This is a genomic window from Caldisphaera sp. (genome assembly GCF_023256325.1).
Lineage (GTDB): Archaea > Thermoproteota > Thermoprotei_A > Sulfolobales > Acidilobaceae > Caldisphaera.
Map to the genome: position 1 here is coordinate 35,863 of NZ_JAGDXI010000044.1, position 20,750 is coordinate 56,612.

Below are 20,750 nucleotides of genomic sequence, written 5' to 3' on the forward strand. Positions count from 1 at the left end.
TTAATATGAAGGAACTTCAAATTGCTTTACTCTTACCTGGGTAACAATATCGATAGATTCTAATGCTGATTTTAGTTTATCAGCATCGATAGAACTCTGACTAATGTCTATAATAAATGTGCACTCTCCTTCCTCTCTCCTTGTTATAGATGTGCATCTATTTGCAATAATGTCTATTTTATACTCTGCAATTTTATCAATAACCTTTGCTAACGATCCCGGTTTATCTACCATATCAATGCTTAACTCTAAGACTTTAGCATTTTCAGATAATATAGGGCTTATTACTATTTCTTTTTTATCACTATCAGCTAATAACGCAACTAGCATTCCTGGTTCTATACCTAAGTTTTCCCTCATGGTTTGAGGTATCGTTATCCTGCCTTTGGAATCTACCTTAACCAATCCAGTAATTCTACTACTTGACACAAAGTACACCCCATTAAATTCTCAACCTATTTTACGTACATCCTTTTTATTATAGATAAGTTAAGAGATATAAAATTTTACTTTTTGTAACAGTTTTCAATTTAAAATAAAAAAATTCAGAAAGTATTAGCGTATTTTACAAACATTTGCGGTCAGAGTGAGACTAGGTATTTCATCCCTCCATCATTGGTTGCCCACGTCATCATACCGCTAATATTTAGTCGGTATCATATGCTTTTATATATTATTTATTAAGATTTAGCTATGTTGATTTCCTTCAACAAATGTGGTCTCTTTGAATTTGCTTCCTCTCTCGCTTTCTTTATTATATTATCTATGTTATCTAAAAAGTTATCTGGTAATTTCTTAAAAATTGGTTCAATTTCATTTAATTTCATTCCAAATTCTACATCATTGTATAGAATTTCATTCCATTTAACTTCATATATATTTGTGCTATAACCCAATTGCTTCCAAATGATATTGGAAGTTGAAGGCATAAATGGATATAAAAGCAACGATATATTCTTTATAATATTAGCAGAAACGTTCATAACCCCCTTTGCAAGTTTAATGTCTTTGCGATATAACTCCCACGGAGCTCTATCGTTAAGATATTTGTTTCCAAGTCTTGCTATTGATAAAATGCTATCTGTTGCTTTTTTAAGCCTAACTTCATCCAAACTTTGTTTATATTCGTTTATATAGGAATAGACGATTTTATTTGTTTCGATATCTATACCTTCTAGTTTTTCTGGTTCAGGTATGACGCCATTAAATCTTGATTTCAATAAAGAAAATACTCTATAAATAAAATTACCAATATCATCATTTAATTCATTGTTTACTATTTTTACAAATTCCTTCCAGGTGAAATTAGAATCTCCTCCTTCAGGCCTAGTTCTAATTAATACCCATCTCCAATATTCTGCCGGTGCTATATTTATAGCCTCATCAAGCCATACACCTATTTTCCTACTCTTACTGAATTTTTGGCCTTCATACATCAGATATTCGGTAGAATTTATTTTCCATGGAAGGATGTAATCTTCCTCTGATGCAATTAACATGGCGGGCAGCACAATAGCGTGAAAAGGTATGTTGTCTTTTCCTATAAAATATATGGATTTGGTTTCTTTGTCTTGCCAATAATCTTTCCATGCATCATTTCCTTTCCCGATTTTCATTAAATATTCTTTAGTTGCACTTAAATAACCTAAAAGAGCGTCAAACCATACATAAATAGTTTTATTTTGAGTATCCGGAAAAGGAGATTCTATACCCCAATTTATATCTCTTGTTATGCTTCTCGGCTTCAATCCATGCTTTACCCATGATATACTATAATTTTTAACATTATCATCCAATTCACTATTATTAATAAGCCAGTTAAGTAATCTCTCTTGAACCTTAGATAAATCTATAAAGTAATTTTTTGTCCTCATCCAAACAGGAGTTGATCCACATAAAGCACACCTAGGGTTTATCAAATCTTTAGGTGATAATAACCTACCGCATTTATCACATTGATCGCCATGAGCTTGATCAAATCCGCAATAAGGGCATGTTCCTACAACATATCTATCTGGCAAAAACATTTTATCATTTAAACAATAAGGAAGCTCCTCTTCCATTGGAAAAATATAACCCTTTTCATAAATTTTCATTAAAAATTCTTTAACGAATTCTTTATGAACCTCACTTTCTGTTCTTGAGAATAAACTGAAATCAAAATTGAACTCTTTAAATAAATTTACCATGTATTCGTGAACTTGATCAGTTAATTCTTTAGGTTTAACTTTTCTTTTCCTTGCTTCTAATTCTATTGGAGTTCCATGCTCATCGCTGCCTGTAACAAATATGACATCATTTCCTAATGCTTTAAGATACCTTGCATATACATCTGCGCTTAATAAATGAAGAACAGTTCCTAAATGTGGAATGAAATCTGAATATGGCCATGCTGATGCAACAATGTATTTCATTTCTCCTCACCTGCTTGGCTCAAAACTACTTAATATACGCTAAATATAAAGCTTTATTAGTAATTACATTTAAGATCTAGGTTTTATTTAACTGTTAAGCATATTCCCTCCAAGTATATCCACATTTTTTACATTTATAAAATCTTGTTGGAGGCTCATCTGCAGCTCTTGTTTGCATCATCCAAGCCAATATTTCATCATTACCGCACTTAGGACATCTTATACTACCCTTTAATACCTGTGCTGTCGGAGGTGGAGAATCGGAGTCAATAACTATGGTCTTATCTTTAGGAGTGTGCTGAATCTTTTCTTTTACCTTTAAAGCATTCGACAAGCTATTTTGATCGGCTTCTATTTTATATCCACATTTTGGGCAAACTAGATACGTTTTGCCTTCTATATGTTTTGGCTTCATTATACTTCCACATTTTGGGCAAAACATCATTGAACTCTGCACCACTTACCTCGCCCCCAATCTATTGTATTTTGCAATTATTAACTCCTTTTTGTATTCTTTAAATATCTATCTATATTCTCTAAGAGCGTTTCATTAATGCCTTTACTATTTTTAATTGTTGACCTTCTTTGATACTTTTTGGCTGTTTTATCTCCGCAATCTATTATATCTGAGAGTAAAGCTTTGCAGTAAGGGCATACTCTTATAAATTCTTTGCTATCTATCCTGCAATTGCTTGTTGCTACCCTTCTTTTACAAATGTCACAATATTCCCAAGATAATGTAATCCTCAAGTTTATCGCCATGATCCTAATCTATACTATTTGAGAGGGGTATTAAATTATTATACCTCTGCAAACATTTTATATCAAGCCTATTAAATAGATCAACCTTACTAAATTATGAAAGAGTTTCCTTTTCCCATGCTCTCGTATACTGTTCTTAATTATGTTTTTATTTAAGTTTTTAATTTTACTGAAAATTTAAATTCTTCCCTTATTCATATATTAATAGTTTGCCCAAAACTGATAGCATAATAATCTAAGGCCTAAGTAATAATTTTAAAGCCTTTTAATAAAAACTAATTACAGAAATCTGGAACCCTTTTTCTGCTTTTCTTCTTTAATAGCATAAATGCCAACTATTTTTCTTATGTTGCCATTGTTATCGCAAGGTCCTTCAATTAATCCTACAAAATCCCCTTGCCTGAAATCCCTAGTTGTTATCATTCCGTTACAATCTTCTACTGTAACAAACTTTGGTCTTTTTTGCATTTCAGCCATTTTTCTTAATTCGTTAGCCTGCCTAAATGTTAATAGAATAACTATTATAAGTACAACTAACAACAATATGGCTTGATAATAAAAACTAGTATTAAAAATGCCGCTCATTGACCTACACCTGCCGTATTACCAATTCCAGCTATAACTACTGTATCTCCTGGTCTTGATTCTTCTTCTATAATTTGCTTTACTCTTTCAACAGCTTTGTCCGTTCCATCCAATATTTTCTTATCCATAGCCATTATTGCTTCATCCATACCCATTTTAACTATAACCGCTCTTAATGGTATATTGTATTCAGCTGCTATTCTTTCAAACATTATTTTTTCAGGGCCTGGGTCCCCAATTGCTGCTCCTACTCCTTCTGCTATAGTACCTGTTTCTTCTCCTTCAAATTTTAATGCAGCATCCACAGTTATTAATAAAGAAACTTTTTCTCCTTTAGCAAGAGATTCCTTAATTACTTTAGCTGTAGCCTCTCCTGGTCTTCCCACCGTAGATCCTGGACCTTTCGCTTTAACAAGCAATATTTTCCTTCCATTATATTCACTTTCTGCCATAACTGTATCTTCATCTATTTCTCTCCATTCTTTCTTATAATTACTTAATTTAAGTGCAACAATAGGACCTGCACCATCACCTACAGGAACCCCCTCAAGAAAATCGTCTAATGCTTTCCTATATATATTGGCAATTTGCATGATTTGAGGCATCATCAATGATAAATACATTATCATATACCAATTTTTAGTTTTGTCGCTGCTCAACAATATATGCTGAACATATTTATATATTAAAAATAGAGCAGAAGAGATCTCTGCAGCCGTGGAAGCAATACTTCTAGCTACATCATTTGCTTCAGGCATTGAAATTTCAAAGGTTTGTTTGAATTTGGTATCTCTGAGATTTATTATATGTCTTAATCTATTTATTATATCTGTGGGCTCAATATTAACTGGATCTATAGCAAAAAAGTCAATAAGCCTATCTAATGTTTTGGAAGCATCTTTAGCTTTATTTTTGTTCATAAACTCTAATGTTTTATTTCTTGCACTATTAGCCATATCATTTAAAACTGCTAATTTGTTTTTTATATCTGCCTTCCACCAATAGACTTGTAGGTAATTTCCGAAACCGAATAGGTATAATACAAATATTAATACCCAAACTATGTTAATCAGCAAGTAAACCCAATTTTCTACTGCAGCAATTCCTACCACTTAGCTCACCGTACCTTTTGCCCCCACAATTTTATTTTTATCCAGAGCTTAAAGATTATAACAAATATTAAAAACATTATAGAGTAAGGAAATCTAAATTTTTACATTGAATAAAGCGGGAGCTCTGAAATCTCAAGAGTTATAATAAAGTTTAAATCTTGATTTTAAATATAAACGAAAGAAATTGTTTATATCCTTAGAAGTTTAATAAAAGCATTTTAATCAAAATGCTATTGTTTCAATAACGTTGTAACAATAACTTTATTATCAAGAATTAGGAAAGTGTGCTCAAATTGTGCCACTAAACCTTTTCCCGCTTCAATAAGTATTGGGTAATTGACTAAGGCTTTTTGCCTTACTAATTCATTTAATAAAGTTTCAACTTTTGAAGCTTCAAATTCAGATGTAAGCCATCTAGCTGCAAATGGAAGCGTGTTGTATTTTTCTTGTATATAATTTAACAATTGTTGAGCATCTTCAGATATAGATTTTGGCTTCCTTCCGGTTAATGAATAAATATACGCCTTAGGTCCATCGACTACAAATCCCTTTCCAAAAGTACCAAAAGGTTCTATAGCTACTTGAGTCCCTGGCCTTAATCTTTTATAAAATGTGCTTCTGTCCGCATAATTAGGTATGCTTTCTCCAGCGTGTAAATTATACCTTGAAATTGTATGACCTGTTAAATTTTTTATAGGTTTAAATCCATTAGTTCTAATTGTAGACTCTATTGCTCTCCCTATTTCATATATAGTTATATTAGGCTCCATTATAGAAACCACATTTTCTAATGCCTTATTAACTGTTAATGCAAGTTCTTTAAATTGCGATCCCAAAACAACAGTAGTTGCAGTATCAGATAGATATCCATCAATACTAGCTCCTACATCTACTTTTATTACTCCAATATCTGGAATCTTCATATCATCATTTATACCTGGCGTATAATGAGCAGCTATTTCATTGATTGACAAATTACATGGAAAAGCAAGCTTTGCACCTTTCTTCATAATAGAGTTTTCAACTTCGTCACATATTTCTCTTGAGCTCGCACCAGGTTTTATCAATGAAGCCCCTAATTCTCTTGCTTCAGCTCCTATTGCACCAGCCTTAATTAATTTTTCTATTTCTTCATTACTAAACATTATCTCCCCCAAGTGCCAATAATAGGTTAAACCTAATATTCTCGCATATTATACAGAATAACAGGTGAGTAGATTTGGGTAGCTTAGTCTATTATGGTCACTCAGCTTTTGAGATAAATTCAGGAGGAAAGAAAATATTGATAGACCCATGGATATCCAATCCTGCTTCAAATACAAAAATCGAAAACATAAAAAATGTTGATGTAATAGTCTTAACCCACGGTCATGATGATCATATTGGTGATACTATAGAAATCGTGAAAAATAATCCTAAATCAAAAGTAGTCGCGATATTTGAACTTGCGAATTATATTGCTAGCAAAATAAATGATGAAAATAGGGTAATAGGAGGAAATATGGGAGGTCCTATGATTGTAGATAATATAAAAGTTGCTTTAGTTCCAGCAAATCATAGCAGTGAAGGTTTTGGATCTCCAACAGGTGCAGTAATTATTACTAATGAAGGTACTATATATCATGCAGGCGATACAGGAATAATGTCCGAGATGGAGCTTATTGGAGAGATTTACAAACCTGATATAGCATTGCTTCCCATAGGGGGTCATTTCACTATGGACCATAACGAAGCGGCAAAAGCTGTAGAAATGATAAGACCAAAAGTTGCTATACCTATGCATTATGGGACTTTTCCAGTATTATATGGAGATCCTAATGAATTTAAGAGAATAGTTATTTCTAAGGGAATAAATACAAATGTAGTTATATTGAAACCTGGAGAAAAGTTTGAGTTCAAGTTTTAAACAACCTGCATAATTTTAAAACCTTTCATTTCTTTTTAAATTGTGCAAAATGACTAGGTGCAAAAAATGACTAGAATTGCAGTAATCGATGATGATAGCTGTAAGCCAAAGAAATGTAACTATGAATGCATTAGTGTCTGTCCAATAAACAAAAGCAAAAAAGGAGTTGCAATAGAGGCTGACACATCTTCCAGAGGAAAGCCGGTAATATATGAAGATGTATGCATTGGCTGTGGGTTATGCATTAAAGTCTGTCCATTTGAAGCTATATCTATAGTTAATTTGCCAGAAGAGCTAGAAGAAGAGTCCGTTCATAGATATGGTGTTAATGGATTTAAATTGTATGGTTTACCTATACCTAAAGCTGGACAAGTTGTCGGCATACTAGGAAAAAATGGTACAGGTAAAACAACTGCAATAAAAATACTTGCTGGAGAGTTAAAACCTAATCTTGGTATACTTGATAAAGAGGTTAGCTACGATGAAATAATAAGAAGGTTTAGAGGAAGTGAGCTCCAAACATATTTTCAAAAAATTGCTAATAAAAAAATCAGAGCTGCCCATAAAATACAGTATATAGATTTAGTTCCTAGACACATAAAGGGTGATGTAAAAACTTTATTACAAAAGGCTGATGAAAGAGGTGTAGCTTTAGAATTAGGAAAACAATTAGGTTTGGATAAAATATTTGATAGAGATGTCAGAAATCTAAGTGGAGGAGAGCTTCAAAAGCTTTTAATAGCAGCTACTTTAAGCAAGGATGCAGACATTTACATATTTGACGAACCTAGCAGCTATCTTGACGTAAAAGAAAGGATAAATATATCTAAACTAATAATGAATGAAGCCAAGAGAAACAAATATTTTATGATAGTAGAGCACGATCTTGCTGTTTTAGACTATCTGAGTGATTATATACATATTATATATGGAGATCCAGGTGTTTACGGAATAGTATCAAAGCCGTATGGAGTTAGAGTAGGAATAAATAACTATTTAGATGGTTATTTACCATCAGAAAATATGAGGATAAGGAAAGATCCAATACAGTTCAGAAAGCTTGCATCTGAATCAATAACAAACACTAATAGTAAAACTTACAAATATTTAGAATGGGATAATGTAAATATTGTTAGAGGTTCTTTCAAGCTTGATGTTGAAGCAGGATATGTAACAAATGGAGAAGTAGTAGGAGTAGTTGGGCCTAATGCTATAGGAAAAACAACTTTTATAAAGTTCTTAGCGGGAGAATTAAAACCTGAAAACGGAAATATTATAGCTTATAGAGAATTAAAAATAAGCTATAAGCCACAATACATAGGTCCAGAAATGTTTCCAGAAGGTTTAAGAGTTGAAGATGTTTTAAAGTTAGCTAACCCTGAAGCCATAATCCCAAATTCTTGGCTTTATTTAGAATTAATACAAAAGTTAAATCTAAATAGAATGTTTGATAGAGAAGCAAGATCATTGAGCGGTGGTGAAATGCAGAAGCTAGCAATTGCAGCAACTTTAAGTTCAAACGCAGATCTATATTTGCTAGACGAGCCTTCAGCCCACTTAGATGTAGAAGAAAGGCTCGCAATAGGAAAGATAATAAGAAGATTAACGGAAATTAGAAAAGTTACAGCATTTGTTGCAGAGCATGATATAATAATCCTAGATTTTATAAGCGATAGAATTATTGTATTTAATGGAGAGCCTGGCATGCATGGACATGCTAATACACCTAAGGAAACAAAGAAAGCAATGAACGAGCTTTTATCTGAACTGAAGATAACTATTAGAAGAGACGCTGAAAGTGGAAGGCCCAGAATAAATAAGGAAGGCTCATACTTAGATAGACTGCAAAAAACAAAAGAAGAGTATTATGCTACATAATCTCACGCAATTATAATAAAAATAAATCACTTATTATATCTTATTCTTTATATTGCAGTTTATCTTTACACCCATATTTTAAGCATATTCTACTTATTAATTTTAATATCCTAGTAGCCTCTCCTTTTTCCGTCTTAGATACAGCTTTTCTAAGAGCTATTAGTATATCTTCTAGTTCGTTTTGCTCAAATGAATCACCAACTAAGGCTCTAGCATAAGCCTCTATCAAATTTACAGTCTTCTTGTCAGCAAGCTCTACTTCTGAAGGCCTATTTTTTATCAAATAAAGCTCGTAAAGCATAATTGCACCGGCGTTTGATACGTTTAACGCTGTATATTTATGAGAAGATGGTATGGTGCATAATAAATCACATTTTTTTAATTCATCCCTAGTTAAACCTACACTCTCTCTACCTAATACTAAGGCTACCCTATTACTTACTTTTTCTGCAAGCTCTGAAGCTTTCTTAGGAGTAATTGGTATCCTAAGAACATCTTTGGCTGAACTTTCGTCAGATGTGCATATAGACAAATCAACTCCTTCTAATGCTTTCTCAATGCTATCAACTATTATTAAATTGTATATTTCATTAGATGCTTTTACTGCCCATTTAGATGCCTCATAAGCACTTGCTGTTGGTGACACTAAATAAATTTCGTCAACATCAAAGTTCTCCGCTAACCTTAACAAGTATCCTAAATTTACTGAGCCTTCTATTCCAACTATTACTAGCCTTAGTAATTTCATTTTAGCTCCTATAATTGTTATTATAGTCTTGGTTTATTTTTCTATTACAAATAATTATTGTCTTTTAGCCATAAAACAATAAGTTCTCTTTTCTAATTTTATATTAAAAAGACTTTATCAAAAATAAAATATATTATTAATTTTAAATTGATTTAATTGATTCGAAATCATTTTTAAACAACTTTCATGGTTTATATTGAATTAAAAAACCTATAAAATATAAAATAAAAACTTATAATCTTGTCTAACTATAATTAATTGGTGACTTCTTTGAATAATGAAAACCATGCTGCATTGCTAGCAATGAAAGAGATAGCCAACTTTGTTATAAAAGCAGCTGAAGTAATTGATGTAAAAGAAATTGATAACCTTGTGAACATGCTTATTGAGGCATATAATAAGAAATCCAAAGTACTTGTTATGGGTGCTGGAAGAAGCGGCTTGGTTGGCAAGGCTTTTGCTATGAGATTACTTCATATGGGCTTTAACTCATATGTTTTAGGAGAAACTATAGTACCAAGTATTACAAAAGGAGATCTTGCTATAGCAATTTCTGGTTCAGGAAGAACACAATTAATTGTTGATGCTGCTGATGCCGCAAAGAAAGTAGGGTCAAAAGTTATTGCATTAACAACTTATCCTGATTCCCCTCTTGGTAGCATTGCTGACATGGTAGTAAAAATACCGGGAAGATCAAAAATAAGCAAAATGGATGACTATTTTGCAAGGCAAATATTGGGATTACATGAACCTCTAGCTCCTTTAGGAACTCTGTTTGAAGACACGACGATGATATTTTTAGATGGAATTGTTTATAGCCTAATGACTAAACTCAACATCAGCGAAGATGAGATGCGCAGTAGACATGCGAACATTGAATTTTAGTATTTTTTAAAAAAATATTTATTTTTTATTAATTAAGGAAAAAATTAATATCCTCACTGGATTCAAATTAATTGAAAGACATATAGGTGCTTAAATTGAGTAGCGAAAGAAGAAGAATGGAATTACCAAAGAAGAAAGAAGATTTGGATAAAATAGTTGAAGAAGTTGAGGAAGAGCACGAACACGAGCACGTTCATGAACATCATCATGAACATGAAAATGTCGAGGACATAGTATCGGTTTTAGAGCTATTGGTTGATTCTCTATCGGCAAATGTTAAAAATATAGATACTACAGTAAAAGCTCAAGGTAATGAAATTATAAACATATATAAGATTCTAGCGTATGTTGTTGAAGCATGTACAAGCAATGACACAAACTCAAAAAATGAAGCTCTTAAAAAAGCTATAGAACTTTTAAAATAACATAATTTTTATTATTGTTTAAAAAATTTTGATTGTGTCAAATAGTTTTATCTATAACTATAAATTCTCTCTTTCCAATTCTTGTTAGTCCATATATTAAGCCAAAACCCTCAAGCAAACCAAATATTGGCAAAGTTATTATATACCTAAATTTCCCAGATTTCTTTACTCCATAAATATAGACAAGCCAGTAAACTAAACTGCTTGGTATTAAAATTAATGCAACAACATAATAATTCACAAAAGGCAATAATATCCATAAACCTATTAATCCCAAAGTTCTAGAAAAAGTTTTAATAGCTATTATTATTCTCATTGTTATTGGAGCGTATCTAGAATCTTCTGTCATACCTGAATACCATCTTGCCCTCTGTTTTATTAAATCCTTTATTGAATTCGGGCTCAAAATGCTGACCTTTGTATTACTTTGCCATGTCTTCCCATTATTTTTAACAACATCTATAGAGAAAAGAAAATCTTCAACTTTACTTGGTTTATTAAAAGCATTTACTTCAAGTAAAAAAGAGCCTTTAACTCCCAAAAGCTCACCGTGTAAACCAACATAAGGCTTTTTAATAAGTCCCGTGAAAAACCTAAAAAATGATATGTCATCAAGATACCTTGCAAAGTCCATAATATAGGCCATGTAGGATTTTCCTTTTCTAGGCAATAATACTGGATTAAACGCAACGTATCCTTTCTTCTCATAATATGGTATTTCATATAGAAAAGTATTGTTCAATATTAAATTATCATCATCAAGAAATACATACCAAAAATCTGGTTTAACAAAATTTTCAACAAAGTATCTTAGGGCACGACCTTTACCGAATAAATCATGCCTAAATGATTTAGGAACAATAACAAGGTTTATATCTTTATTTTTAGAAAGGTCCTCTTGTAGCTCTGCCCCTTCATCTATAACCAAATACATAGGAATCTTTAATTTTTTATGATATGATATATTTTTATATAAAACATTTTTTACTTTCTTGCTTGCTATACTAACAATAACTAAAGCAACATTGTAGGCCCTTTCTTTTTCCTTTTTTGAGCTATATAGCGTTAACGTAATTATTAAAACTATTGCATATGCTGAAATAGCAGTCCAGTCAGCTGCTACAGCATATTTTAAATAAGGCGAAGCTGAAAAGGCGTTATTTGTTGCAACTTCAGTATCCTTGATTACTTGAATAACGTTTTCTATAGTCAAACTTTACACCTTATAAAAATTTATATTTTTCAATAAAAAAGCTTTCTTCCTGATATCTAATATAAAAATTATTGATTTTCGTATTGTTAACCGGGGGGTTAACAATAAATAACTTATGGTTTTGATTTAACAGCACTTATTTTTCCTGGAAATTCTCTTGTACCTATAACTATAGTCTTCTCATCAGAGAGTCCTGAAATATTTATGTAACCTCCATTATATAATAAATAACCAGCATTAAATTCAAATGATATTATATACCTCCCGTTACTATCTTTTACGCATGGAGGATATAAAAGCCCACCAATTTGTCCTTTTGGTATATAAACATTTAAATTTTCTATTTTATATGGTATTGTTATTTTGTTGTAGTTTTTAATTGGATCACAGTGATATGCTATTTCATTAGGAACTCCGGTCCAACTGTATGCCATACCCTTATAAGAACCTCTCCTCCAAGAAGTACATGGGCCTTCAATTATTACTCCTCCGAATTCGTTTTTACATTCTATAATATTCGTATTATTAATGAATTTATTGTAAATTAACTCGACATTTTTTTCTCCATAAATTACCAAATCCATATCAGATTCCTCATACTGCATACCTAATGAATATGAGCCCGTAATGCCTATCTGTGTTATATCAAGATCTTTAATTAATTCAAATAGGGGTAAGCTTTCTACATATCTATAGGAATTAATAAAGTTCTCTATAAAAGCGTCTTTAGGATTATTATAAATCATTATATCTTCTTGTCTAACATATGGCATCATTATTTTATACGCCGGATCATATATCATTTTAATTTTTGAGTTTTTTATAGCATTGCTTATGCCATAAGGGCCATATTCTGAAAGTATTCTACAAAAACTTATTTTTTTTCTTTTCCATTTACTATTTTCACAATTAATATATTTAGGTATAACTGGTATTAGCCCATCAGGCGACTTTATTCCAATTTCTACAGCAACCAATAAATCTTTCGTTATTATAGTAGAGTCATGCCCATATCTTGATTGGATCAATTCTTCCACCTAAATCAGGAACAATAATGAGTTTATTTCTTTTTAGATCCAATTGAATGATTCCTTCTATAATATATTTACCTAAAGGTAATTCAGAATACCTGGTATGCCATGTCATAATTTCAATTTTACCGTAGTTTTCGTTGTACGCTAAATAAATGCTTGGTACCAAATAGTTTTCGTTATTATCATATATCTCTATTTCTCCTTTAAAAATATTCAAAGTCTTATAATTACTTACACACTCCTTATTATAAATCTGCCTTAATATCCTAATAGTGTAAGGTATATTCATATAGCATGAATCCAAAACTTTTAATTCTGATAGAATTTTATAGCTATTATAAGACATTGTATCAGATACCTTATTATATCTATTAATACAATTAGATATAAATTCACTATTCCTTAATTCTATTAGCTTTTCATAAATTTCCCTATTATTACCATAAAGAAGCAAATCAACATCGCTATGCTTTACTTGAAACCCAAATGCATAACTACCTATTAATCCTACATATTCTGGATTAAGATATTTTATAAGATCGTTAATCTTTTCAGGCAAAGAATTCTTTTTGCTAAAATACATCTCCTTTGGATCATAGTAATTCAAGATGTCATCTTTTTTTACAACAGGAACATATCTACCAACGCAATCAAGATATCTATAGTATTCTTTTGGTATATAATTGCTAAATTCATCGGATTTAATTCTATTACCTGATATCCTATATGGTATTGATATAAAACCTTCTTTTGGATGCTCATAACCTTTAACTATCCATATTATTTCTTTGCCATTCTTATTAGTTAGTAAATGCCAACCTTCGAACATTATTACATTCCCTTATATTTTTACAGTGTTACCTAGCTCTCATCCATTATAGACTATTGTGACCTTAAAGAATATAGCTTCATTATTTATACTTTATAAACGTTTTAAAATATTAAGCTATTTTAATTATTTTCCTTGAAAAACGATTTATAAATATTAGAATACTTGTTTATTAAGTCCTCCCTAAAAGCCCAACGCCTGTTAACAAAATCAAAATAATCATAATCTAATGAAACAGTTATTGCTGTATCTTCGCTGCCTAATTCTAAAATCTTATCTCCATGAGGATTAAAAACTACGCTTTCGCCCGCCGTTATTCTTTGATCTGGATACATTGTATTAGTATTATTTACTCCAATAGAATATACCACATTTTCTGCAGCTCTTGTCTGAAGGACTGAATGCCAAAGTTTTACGCTTTCACCAGAAATACTAGCTGGATTATATATTATGTCTGCCATATTTATTGCATGTAACCTAGATATCTCAGGATAGAATATATCAACACATGCTATGCAACCTATTTTCCAATCATATACTTTTATAGGCGCTATATATTTTCCCCCAGCTAATATTTCTCTTTCTCCAACTGCTTTAGATGGATTTATCTTCTCACATATCCTTACCGGTTTTCTATTAATATATGATATTCCAACGCTTTTAATTGAATCGCTTTCATTAACATATTGAATTCCCCCAAGTATATTTGAATCTAGGATATTTCCTATTTTTTCTATATAATAGATATAATCATCTAAATTAATGGCTCTACTGGATAGCCAATTCTCACTAAAAATAATCAAGTCTGATTTTTCATTCTTAGCTAAGGAAATTGCAGTCCATATATTTTCTTCTGCCAAAGGTCTTCTTCTAAACTGAACTAACGTTATTTTCATTTTTTCCAATAAGCCCACCCATAATCATATCAATTGCTTCCACTAATGTAATTGCTGCTGCAGGTGTTAATATTACAGAATAAAAGCTATAAAGAGTGTGATTCCCAGCTAAATAAACAATCCAAAATCCTAAGAATATAGAAATATAAAATACTACGCCTGCCCTATAACAATAATTCCTTTTATAAAGGATGCAACTAATAAAAATGCTTATAGCAGAAACCATAGCAGGGACTTCAATAATAGGAGTTGTATCTGCCTCTAATAAGGGAGAGTATGATAAAACAAAAGGATTAACATTAAATAGCCATCCGCTCGGTGTGCTAGTTGGAGGTCCTGGAGGTCTACTTTGCAAATCCCATTTGTAACCACCAATAGTTTGCTGAATTATATTTAGTACCCCGAAGTGATAAAACAAAGGTATATAAAAAATTAAAATAACAACTATAACAATCAATATTATTTCTGCAATCTTCTTTATTGCTAAAAATTTCTTGCCATAAAGGGAAAATGATAAAATTATAAGAGCCAATACTCCGAATAGACCTGTTTCTTTTGATGCGGAAGCTAATCCTACAAATACTGCAGATAATAAAAGGTTTTTCCTAAATGCAAACACTATTGCTATTGTTAAAAAGAAAGCAGCATATATATCTAATAAGGCAACTGATCCCATTACAATCAATATCTTATCAGATGAAGCAATAAGAGACGCTAATATACCCAAGAAAATCCATTTAATATCATTACCAATAGATAAACCTAGGTAAAGTATTAAGGGAATTAGGGAAGCTAATATCACACTTGGTATTCTCCAATTTATTGGCTTATCTCCTAATATAACCATAGATAAAGCAATTATGTATTTAGCTAAAGGTGGATGTTCAAAGTTGTAATAATTGGACTGAGTTTCACCGCTATATGGATATAACTGGCCTTTATAACCAAACACGTTGACTAAAATTCTTCTTGCGCTATCAACATAGTATATTTCATCGCTTATGTAAGAATTGTTGTAACCGCCGCCACTTGTTGTTAAAGCTATATGATATGCTGAAGAGCCTACCATATATGAGAAACCTAAAACTATGACTAAACCTATTATGAATGATATTTTCTTTATCGTATTTTCATTTAAATTCAACCTAAACCCTATTAGTTTTAGTTCTCTTAAAATTTTAATCTTAATTCTGATAAAAGCAATGAATTAAAAAACGATCTTACTAAAAAGTTTTTCATAAAGCATTTTAAGTGAACAAATATTAATCCGTTAAGAAATATTTTATCTTGTTAAAAGGTGAAATATAATTGATAAACGATGTAATTATATCAGTAACGCCCGAAGTAGCTCTAGATGAAATATATTCTTATGCAGGTGGATTAGGCATATTAGAAGGGGACAAGTTTTATGCTGCCGCATCAAGAAATTTAAAATACTACGTCCTTACTATTTTATATAAAAAAGGCTATGTGGACTATAGCTTTGATGAAAATGATAATCCTATACCTATGCCCCAATCACAACCATTCCCTCTAGAATCCATATTAAAGCCTGAAGCTGAGTTCCAAATAACAATAAAATCAAAAAATGTATTTGTTAGACCATGGATTTATGAGAGAGGAATAAGCAAAGTGGTATTTTTTGAATCTATGTGCCCAGAATTTTTCAGGGGCTTTTGCGATAGGTTGTATATAGAAAATAGCTATGAAGAGAAAATCTATAAATACATATTTTTAGCAAAGTCAGTCGCATATTATATAAAAAATGTGATAGGAATTGAAAGAGTGAAAAATATAGATCTTCAAGAAGCATATACAGCTTTGGTAACTCTCGCTTTACCTGATTTCAAAAATTATAGGTTTACAACGCACACGCCTGGTCCTTGGGGGCACCCTGTTTATCCATCTCCAATATTATCTGAGGAATTTGGATATAAATCTAATGATGAATTTATAACGCTTACAAAAATTGGTTTAGAAAATTCTGTCTTATCTTATACAGTTTCAGCAAAACATGAAGAAATAACAAAAAAAGTTTTTGATGAATATAAAGATAAGATAACACATGTAACAAATGGAGTTAACCTTAATAGATGGGTTAGTGATCATATTAAAAACTTACTTAATTCAAAAGAAATTGAAAAGATAGAAAAAGAAGATATTTGGGAAGCACATATAAAATCCAAAACAGAATTAGGATTCTTACTAAAAAACTATAAGCCTGATATTAAAATATATGATAAACCAGTAGTAATTTGGCTGAGAAGACTTACATCATATAAAAGACCATATTTTATAACAAAATTTATTGAGGAAAGCAGCTTAAGCAAGGAAGCAATATTTGTTATAGGTGGAAAAGCGCATCCCAACGATAAAGAAGGAATGAACTATTTAAAAGAATTCAGAAAACTATCTAAGAAATATAGCAATGTGATTCATGTACACAACTATGATGCTTTAAATGCAAAAACTTTCATATCAGGCAGTGACATACAAACTTTTACACCATTTTCTGGATGGGAAGCTTGCGGAACTTCATATATGAAATCGCTAGCAAACGGAGTTCCCGTTGTTGGTGCAAAAGATGGAGGGGCTCTTGAAGTAATAAAACACGGAGAGAATGGATGGCTATTTGGTCAAGATATCAGAGATTTAATAAACTTCTATACAGATCCAACAGCAAAAGAAATAGATGAAAAAGATTTTGAAGAATTTTCAAATTATTTAGAAAATGCCATAAAAATTTATGGAAAAGAAGAATACAAGCAAATGGAGCTAAATGCTTTAAAAACGTATAAGCTTGTTGATATAAATAATGTTTTAAATAAATTATATTTAGAATAAATTTTGTAGAGCTTTTCTATTAATTTTATTTTTTTTACCAAGTTCATATATATCCTTAGCAAAAATGAAAACAATACCTTTTTTTAAAAAGTGTAAAGAAATACAAAATTAAAAATGAACTATAGAACTATAACTTTAATTCCTTTATTCTATTAGCAAGCCTTATTGCAGCATCAAAGAAGCTAGGACCATAATGTGCTAAGCTATCATATTCCATTATTACTATGTTTTTATTTTTAACCGCATTTATTTCTTTAATATTTCTTTTTTCTAAATTTTGTATAAATTTATCGACTGTGGCATTTTCACCTAACTTTTGTTCATAAATTATTACATCTGGATTGTATTTTATTATAGAACTTGGATCTGGATTTATTACGTATGGAACTCTTTCATTTTCAAATACGTGTGACATACCCATAAATTTAAATGCATCCCCAATATAACTATGAGAACCTACACTAACAGGGCCTCCTAAATCAATTTCATAATAAATCCTAACACCCTTAAGTATATTCTTTATTTCTATTAATTTTTCAGTAAGCTTATATGCTAGTTCTCTTGCATTATCAATCTCGTTTACGACTATTCCTGTAATCATAATATTATCAAGGATCCCATAAATATTTACCGGCAAAGGTATTGGATAAACTTTATAGCCCTTAGATTCAAGTTCTTCAATCCTTTCCCTTTGCGCCCCAGTAGTTACCAATAAAAGTTCTGGATTTAATTTCTCTAATAAATTATAATTAACGTTTAAATATGCACCTACTCTAGGTTTTTTACTTACTTCAGGAGGTTTATTACAGAAAAAACTTACTCCAACAACCCTATCGCCAGCTCCTATCAAATATAAAGTTTCTGTGATAGCTGGAGAGAGGCTAATTATCCTTTGAGGCTTATCAGATATTTCAACTTCTTTGCTTAATATTTCTGAATACAACTTAACCATTAAGTTAAATCCCCCCGCTTTATTTTGATTTTAGAACCTTATTTAATTTTCTTAATGAAATAACTGTATCCCTCTTATGATGCACATATATATTAAGTTCATAAATAATTATAAAACTTTCGTAATACGATTCAAATATGGGGAGAGTAATGGGTAATTTATACGATAAAAAGTCACTAAATGAGATTAAAAACTCTTTAGAGAAATGGGAAAAAGAAACTCTCCAAAATTGGATAAAACAAGTACCAGAGCGTGAAAAGGAGTTTACTAATCTAAGCAATATACCAATAAAGATTTTGTACACGCCTGCAGATTTGGAGGACTTTGATTATAATTCTAAGTTAGGATTTCCGGGAAGTTATCCATTTACAAGAGGAATACATGCAACTATGTATAGAGCGAGACTTTGGACAATGAGAATGTTTAGTGGTTTTGGAGGACCTGAGGAAACCAACAAAAGATTAAAGTTTTTAATAGAGCATGGAGAAACTGGTCTTAGCCTGGCATTTGATTACCCAACATTGATTGGGATAGACCCAGACGATCCAATGGCCGAAGGGGAAGTTGGTATTGTAGGAGTGAGTGTGCCTACAATTGAAGATATGAGGGTAGTATTTGATGGAATAAATATGGGAGAAGTAACAACAAACATGACTATTAATCCCCCAGCTCCTGTATTGTTAAGCTTTTATGTTGGAGTCGCCGAAATGCAAGGAGTTCCCTATGATAAAATTGGTGGAACGACACAAAATGATCCTTTAAAAGAATTTATAGCACAAAAAAGCTATGTATTTCCTCCAGAACCTGCAGTAAGGGTTAGCATGGATCTAATAGAGTGGAGTGTTAAAAATCTACCAAAATGGAATCCTATAAGCGTAAGCGGATATCATATTAGAGAAGCAGGCTCAACAGCTGTTCAGGAACTAGCTTTTACAATAGCAGATGGAATTGAATATGTAAGACAGTTAATTTCAAGGGGATTAGATGTAGATGAATTTGCCCATAGAATAAGCTTCTTCTGGGACTCTCATATAAACTTCTTTGAAGAGATAGCAAAGTTTAGAGCTGCTAGAAGAATGTGGGCAAAAATTATGAAAGAATGGTTCCATGCTAAAAAAGAAAGAAGTATGTGGATGAGATTTCATACTCAGACAGCCGGCGTTTCTTTAACAGCACAACAACCTTGGAATAATATAATTAGAACTACAATAGAGGCCATGGCGGCTGTTCTAGGAGGGACTCAAAGCTTGCACACAAATAGCTTTGATGAACCTTTTAGAGTACCAAGTGAATTTGCAGCTAAAATAGCTTTAAGAACTCAACAAATAATTGCCTACGAATCAGGCATAGCAGATACTATAGATCCCCTAGCTGGAAGCTATTATGTAGAATGGCTTACAGACGAGATTGAGGAAAAAGCCTGGAATTATATAGACAGAATAGAAAAACTTGGAGGGATGTTAGAAGCTGTTAAGAAAGGATTTCCACAAAGGGAATTAACTGATGCTAGCTATAATTATCAAAAACAAGTGGAAGAGAAGAAAAAATATATAGTAGGCGTTAACATTTTTGAAGATAATCAAGTAGATGAAATTAGAAATGTGCCATTGCTTGAGTTTGATCAAGCAGAAATAGAGAGAAGACAAAAGAACAGAATAAGTAAAATAAGAAGCGAAAGAAATAAAGAATTGTGGGAAAGATCTTTAAATGAGCTAAGAAAAGCAGCCGAAAAAGATGTAAACCTGATGCCTTATATATTACAAGCAGCAAAAGCTAAAGCAACTTTGGGAGAAATAATTAGTACATTAAAAGAGGTGTTTGGGTCATATGTTGAGCCTCCAATATACTAAATATCAATATAAGGTATTGGTTGCAAAGTTAGGAATTGATGGCCACGATAGAGGGGCTAAAGTCATAGCAAGAGCATTAAAAGATGCTGGATTTGAAGTTATATACACAGGAATAAGGCAAACCCCAGAACAAATAGTTTCAGCAGCATTACAGGAAGATGTTGATGTAATAGGAGTAAGCATCTTAAGCGGAGCTCATGTACATCACATGAACAAACTTATGGAAGAACTTAAAAATGCTGGGGCCGAAGATATACCCGTTGTTGTTGGAGGAACCATACCTATTATAGATGTAGATGAACTAAAGAAAATAGGTGTTAAGGAAGTCTTTTTACCAGGAGAAAGTTTAAACAGGATCGTCGATATTGTAAGGAGATTGGCAGAAGAAAAGAGAAAAGCAGAAAAATAGAGGTTGAA

General features: G+C 31.6%; 21 protein-coding genes. 7 read left to right on the forward strand and 14 right to left on the reverse strand.

Translation table 11 applies throughout. The features are described 5' to 3' along the window. The 7 genes from Q0C16_RS06245 to map form a co-directional block, all read right to left on the reverse strand. Positions 1 to 429 carry an AbrB/MazE/SpoVT family DNA-binding domain-containing protein gene (locus Q0C16_RS06245; RefSeq protein ID WP_292320518.1) on the reverse strand — a complete coding sequence of 143 codons (429 nt, stop codon included), beginning with the start codon at positions 427 to 429 and terminating at the stop codon, positions 1 to 3. 251 nt (positions 430 to 680) lie between these two features. Beyond that, positions 681 to 2,414, reverse strand: coding sequence for a methionine--tRNA ligase (gene metG, locus Q0C16_RS06250; protein ID WP_292320520.1), 1,734 nt, complete (start codon positions 2,412 to 2,414; stop codon positions 681 to 683). A gap of 94 nt (positions 2,415 to 2,508) precedes the next feature. Then, positions 2,509 to 2,859 carry a transcription factor S gene (locus tag Q0C16_RS06255; RefSeq protein ID WP_367117924.1) on the reverse strand — a complete coding sequence of 117 codons (351 nt, stop codon included), beginning with the start codon at positions 2,857 to 2,859 and terminating at the stop codon, positions 2,509 to 2,511. Positions 2,860 to 2,909: 50 nt separating this feature from the next. Further along, entirely contained in the window at positions 2,910 to 3,176 is a 267-nt protein-coding gene (locus Q0C16_RS06260; protein ID WP_292320524.1) for a hypothetical protein, read from the reverse strand. A 279-nt stretch (positions 3,177 to 3,455) separates the two neighbouring features. Continuing rightward, a complete protein-coding gene (locus tag Q0C16_RS06265) occupies positions 3,456 to 3,761 on the reverse strand; it encodes a hypothetical protein (RefSeq protein ID WP_292320526.1) in 306 nt (101 codons plus the stop codon). Beyond that, positions 3,758 to 4,873 (reverse strand): DUF1512 domain-containing protein, encoded by a 1,116-nt coding sequence (locus Q0C16_RS06270; RefSeq protein ID WP_292320528.1) that lies wholly within the window; start codon positions 4,871 to 4,873, stop codon positions 3,758 to 3,760. Before Q0C16_RS06270 ends, Q0C16_RS06265 begins: the two co-directional genes overlap by 4 nt. A gap of 230 nt (positions 4,874 to 5,103) precedes the next feature. Next, a complete protein-coding gene (gene map / locus Q0C16_RS06275; RefSeq protein WP_292320530.1) occupies positions 5,104 to 6,018 on the reverse strand; it encodes a type II methionyl aminopeptidase in 915 nt (304 codons plus the stop codon). A 74-nt stretch (positions 6,019 to 6,092) separates the two neighbouring features. Here map and Q0C16_RS06280 point away from each other — a divergent pair, with 74 nt between their 5' ends. Then, positions 6,093 to 6,779: a metal-dependent hydrolase gene (locus Q0C16_RS06280; RefSeq protein ID WP_292320532.1), complete on the forward strand. Its 687-nt coding sequence runs from the start codon at positions 6,093 to 6,095 to the stop codon at positions 6,777 to 6,779. Positions 6,780 to 6,845: 66 nt separating this feature from the next. Beyond that, positions 6,846 to 8,657: a ribosome biogenesis/translation initiation ATPase RLI gene (locus Q0C16_RS06285; RefSeq protein ID WP_292320534.1), complete on the forward strand. Its 1,812-nt coding sequence runs from the start codon at positions 6,846 to 6,848 to the stop codon at positions 8,655 to 8,657. 40 nt (positions 8,658 to 8,697) lie between these two features. On the opposite strand, the gene Q0C16_RS06290 is transcribed toward Q0C16_RS06285, so the two are convergent. Next, the gene (locus Q0C16_RS06290) at positions 8,698 to 9,405 is read right to left on the reverse strand and encodes an RNA methyltransferase (protein ID WP_292320536.1); all 708 of its coding nucleotides are present in this window, start codon (positions 9,403 to 9,405) and stop codon (positions 8,698 to 8,700) included. 303 nt (positions 9,406 to 9,708) lie between these two features. Here Q0C16_RS06290 and hxlB point away from each other — a divergent pair, with 303 nt between their 5' ends. Both hxlB and Q0C16_RS06300 read left to right on the forward strand, forming a co-directional pair. Beyond that, positions 9,709 to 10,290, forward strand: coding sequence for a 6-phospho-3-hexuloisomerase (hxlB, locus tag Q0C16_RS06295; protein ID WP_367117925.1), 582 nt, complete (start codon positions 9,709 to 9,711; stop codon positions 10,288 to 10,290). Between the two features lie 86 nt (positions 10,291 to 10,376). Continuing rightward, positions 10,377 to 10,715 (forward strand): hypothetical protein, encoded by a 339-nt coding sequence (locus Q0C16_RS06300; protein WP_292320540.1) that lies wholly within the window; start codon positions 10,377 to 10,379, stop codon positions 10,713 to 10,715. Positions 10,716 to 10,752: 37 nt separating this feature from the next. On the opposite strand, the gene Q0C16_RS06305 is transcribed toward Q0C16_RS06300, so the two are convergent. The 5 genes from Q0C16_RS06305 to Q0C16_RS06325 all read right to left on the reverse strand — a co-directional run bounded on the left by Q0C16_RS06305 (position 10,753) and on the right by Q0C16_RS06325 (position 15,831). Next, positions 10,753 to 11,928, reverse strand: a complete 1,176-nt coding sequence (locus tag Q0C16_RS06305) for a glycosyltransferase family 2 protein (protein ID WP_292320542.1) — start codon at positions 11,926 to 11,928, stop codon at positions 10,753 to 10,755. A gap of 113 nt (positions 11,929 to 12,041) precedes the next feature. Then, entirely contained in the window at positions 12,042 to 12,956 is a 915-nt protein-coding gene (locus tag Q0C16_RS06310; protein ID WP_292320544.1) for a nucleotidyltransferase domain-containing protein, read from the reverse strand. Then, the gene (locus Q0C16_RS06315; protein WP_292320545.1) at positions 12,931 to 13,791 is read right to left on the reverse strand and encodes a hypothetical protein; all 861 of its coding nucleotides are present in this window, start codon (positions 13,789 to 13,791) and stop codon (positions 12,931 to 12,933) included. The genes Q0C16_RS06310 and Q0C16_RS06315 overlap by 26 nt, the downstream gene beginning before the upstream one ends. A 122-nt stretch (positions 13,792 to 13,913) precedes the next feature. Then, positions 13,914 to 14,687 carry a carbon-nitrogen hydrolase family protein gene (locus tag Q0C16_RS06320; RefSeq protein WP_292320723.1) on the reverse strand — a complete coding sequence of 258 codons (774 nt, stop codon included), beginning with the start codon at positions 14,685 to 14,687 and terminating at the stop codon, positions 13,914 to 13,916. After that, positions 14,662 to 15,831, reverse strand: a complete 1,170-nt coding sequence (locus tag Q0C16_RS06325; protein WP_292320547.1) for a glycosyltransferase family 39 protein — start codon at positions 15,829 to 15,831, stop codon at positions 14,662 to 14,664. The genes Q0C16_RS06320 and Q0C16_RS06325 overlap by 26 nt, the downstream gene beginning before the upstream one ends. Positions 15,832 to 15,995: 164 nt before the next feature. Here Q0C16_RS06325 and Q0C16_RS06330 point away from each other — a divergent pair, with 164 nt between their 5' ends. Further along, on the forward strand, positions 15,996 to 17,531 hold the full coding sequence (locus Q0C16_RS06330; protein WP_292320549.1) for a glycosyltransferase: 1,536 nt from the start codon (positions 15,996 to 15,998) through the stop codon (positions 17,529 to 17,531). 127 nt (positions 17,532 to 17,658) lie between these two features. Here Q0C16_RS06330 and Q0C16_RS06335 read toward each other — a convergent pair whose 3' ends face one another. Continuing rightward, complete coding sequence (locus Q0C16_RS06335; protein WP_292320550.1) at positions 17,659 to 18,483, reverse strand: ABC transporter substrate-binding protein; 825 nt, start codon at positions 18,481 to 18,483, stop codon at positions 17,659 to 17,661. Between the two features lie 149 nt (positions 18,484 to 18,632). Here Q0C16_RS06335 and Q0C16_RS06340 point away from each other — a divergent pair, with 149 nt between their 5' ends. Both Q0C16_RS06340 and Q0C16_RS06345 read left to right on the forward strand, forming a co-directional pair. Beyond that, positions 18,633 to 20,333, forward strand: coding sequence for a methylmalonyl-CoA mutase family protein (locus Q0C16_RS06340; RefSeq protein ID WP_292320552.1), 1,701 nt, complete (start codon positions 18,633 to 18,635; stop codon positions 20,331 to 20,333). Further along, positions 20,311 to 20,742 carry a cobalamin B12-binding domain-containing protein gene (locus Q0C16_RS06345; RefSeq protein WP_292320554.1) on the forward strand — a complete coding sequence of 144 codons (432 nt, stop codon included), beginning with the start codon at positions 20,311 to 20,313 and terminating at the stop codon, positions 20,740 to 20,742. The genes Q0C16_RS06340 and Q0C16_RS06345 overlap by 23 nt, the downstream gene beginning before the upstream one ends. Positions 20,743 to 20,750: the final 8 nt, after the last annotated feature.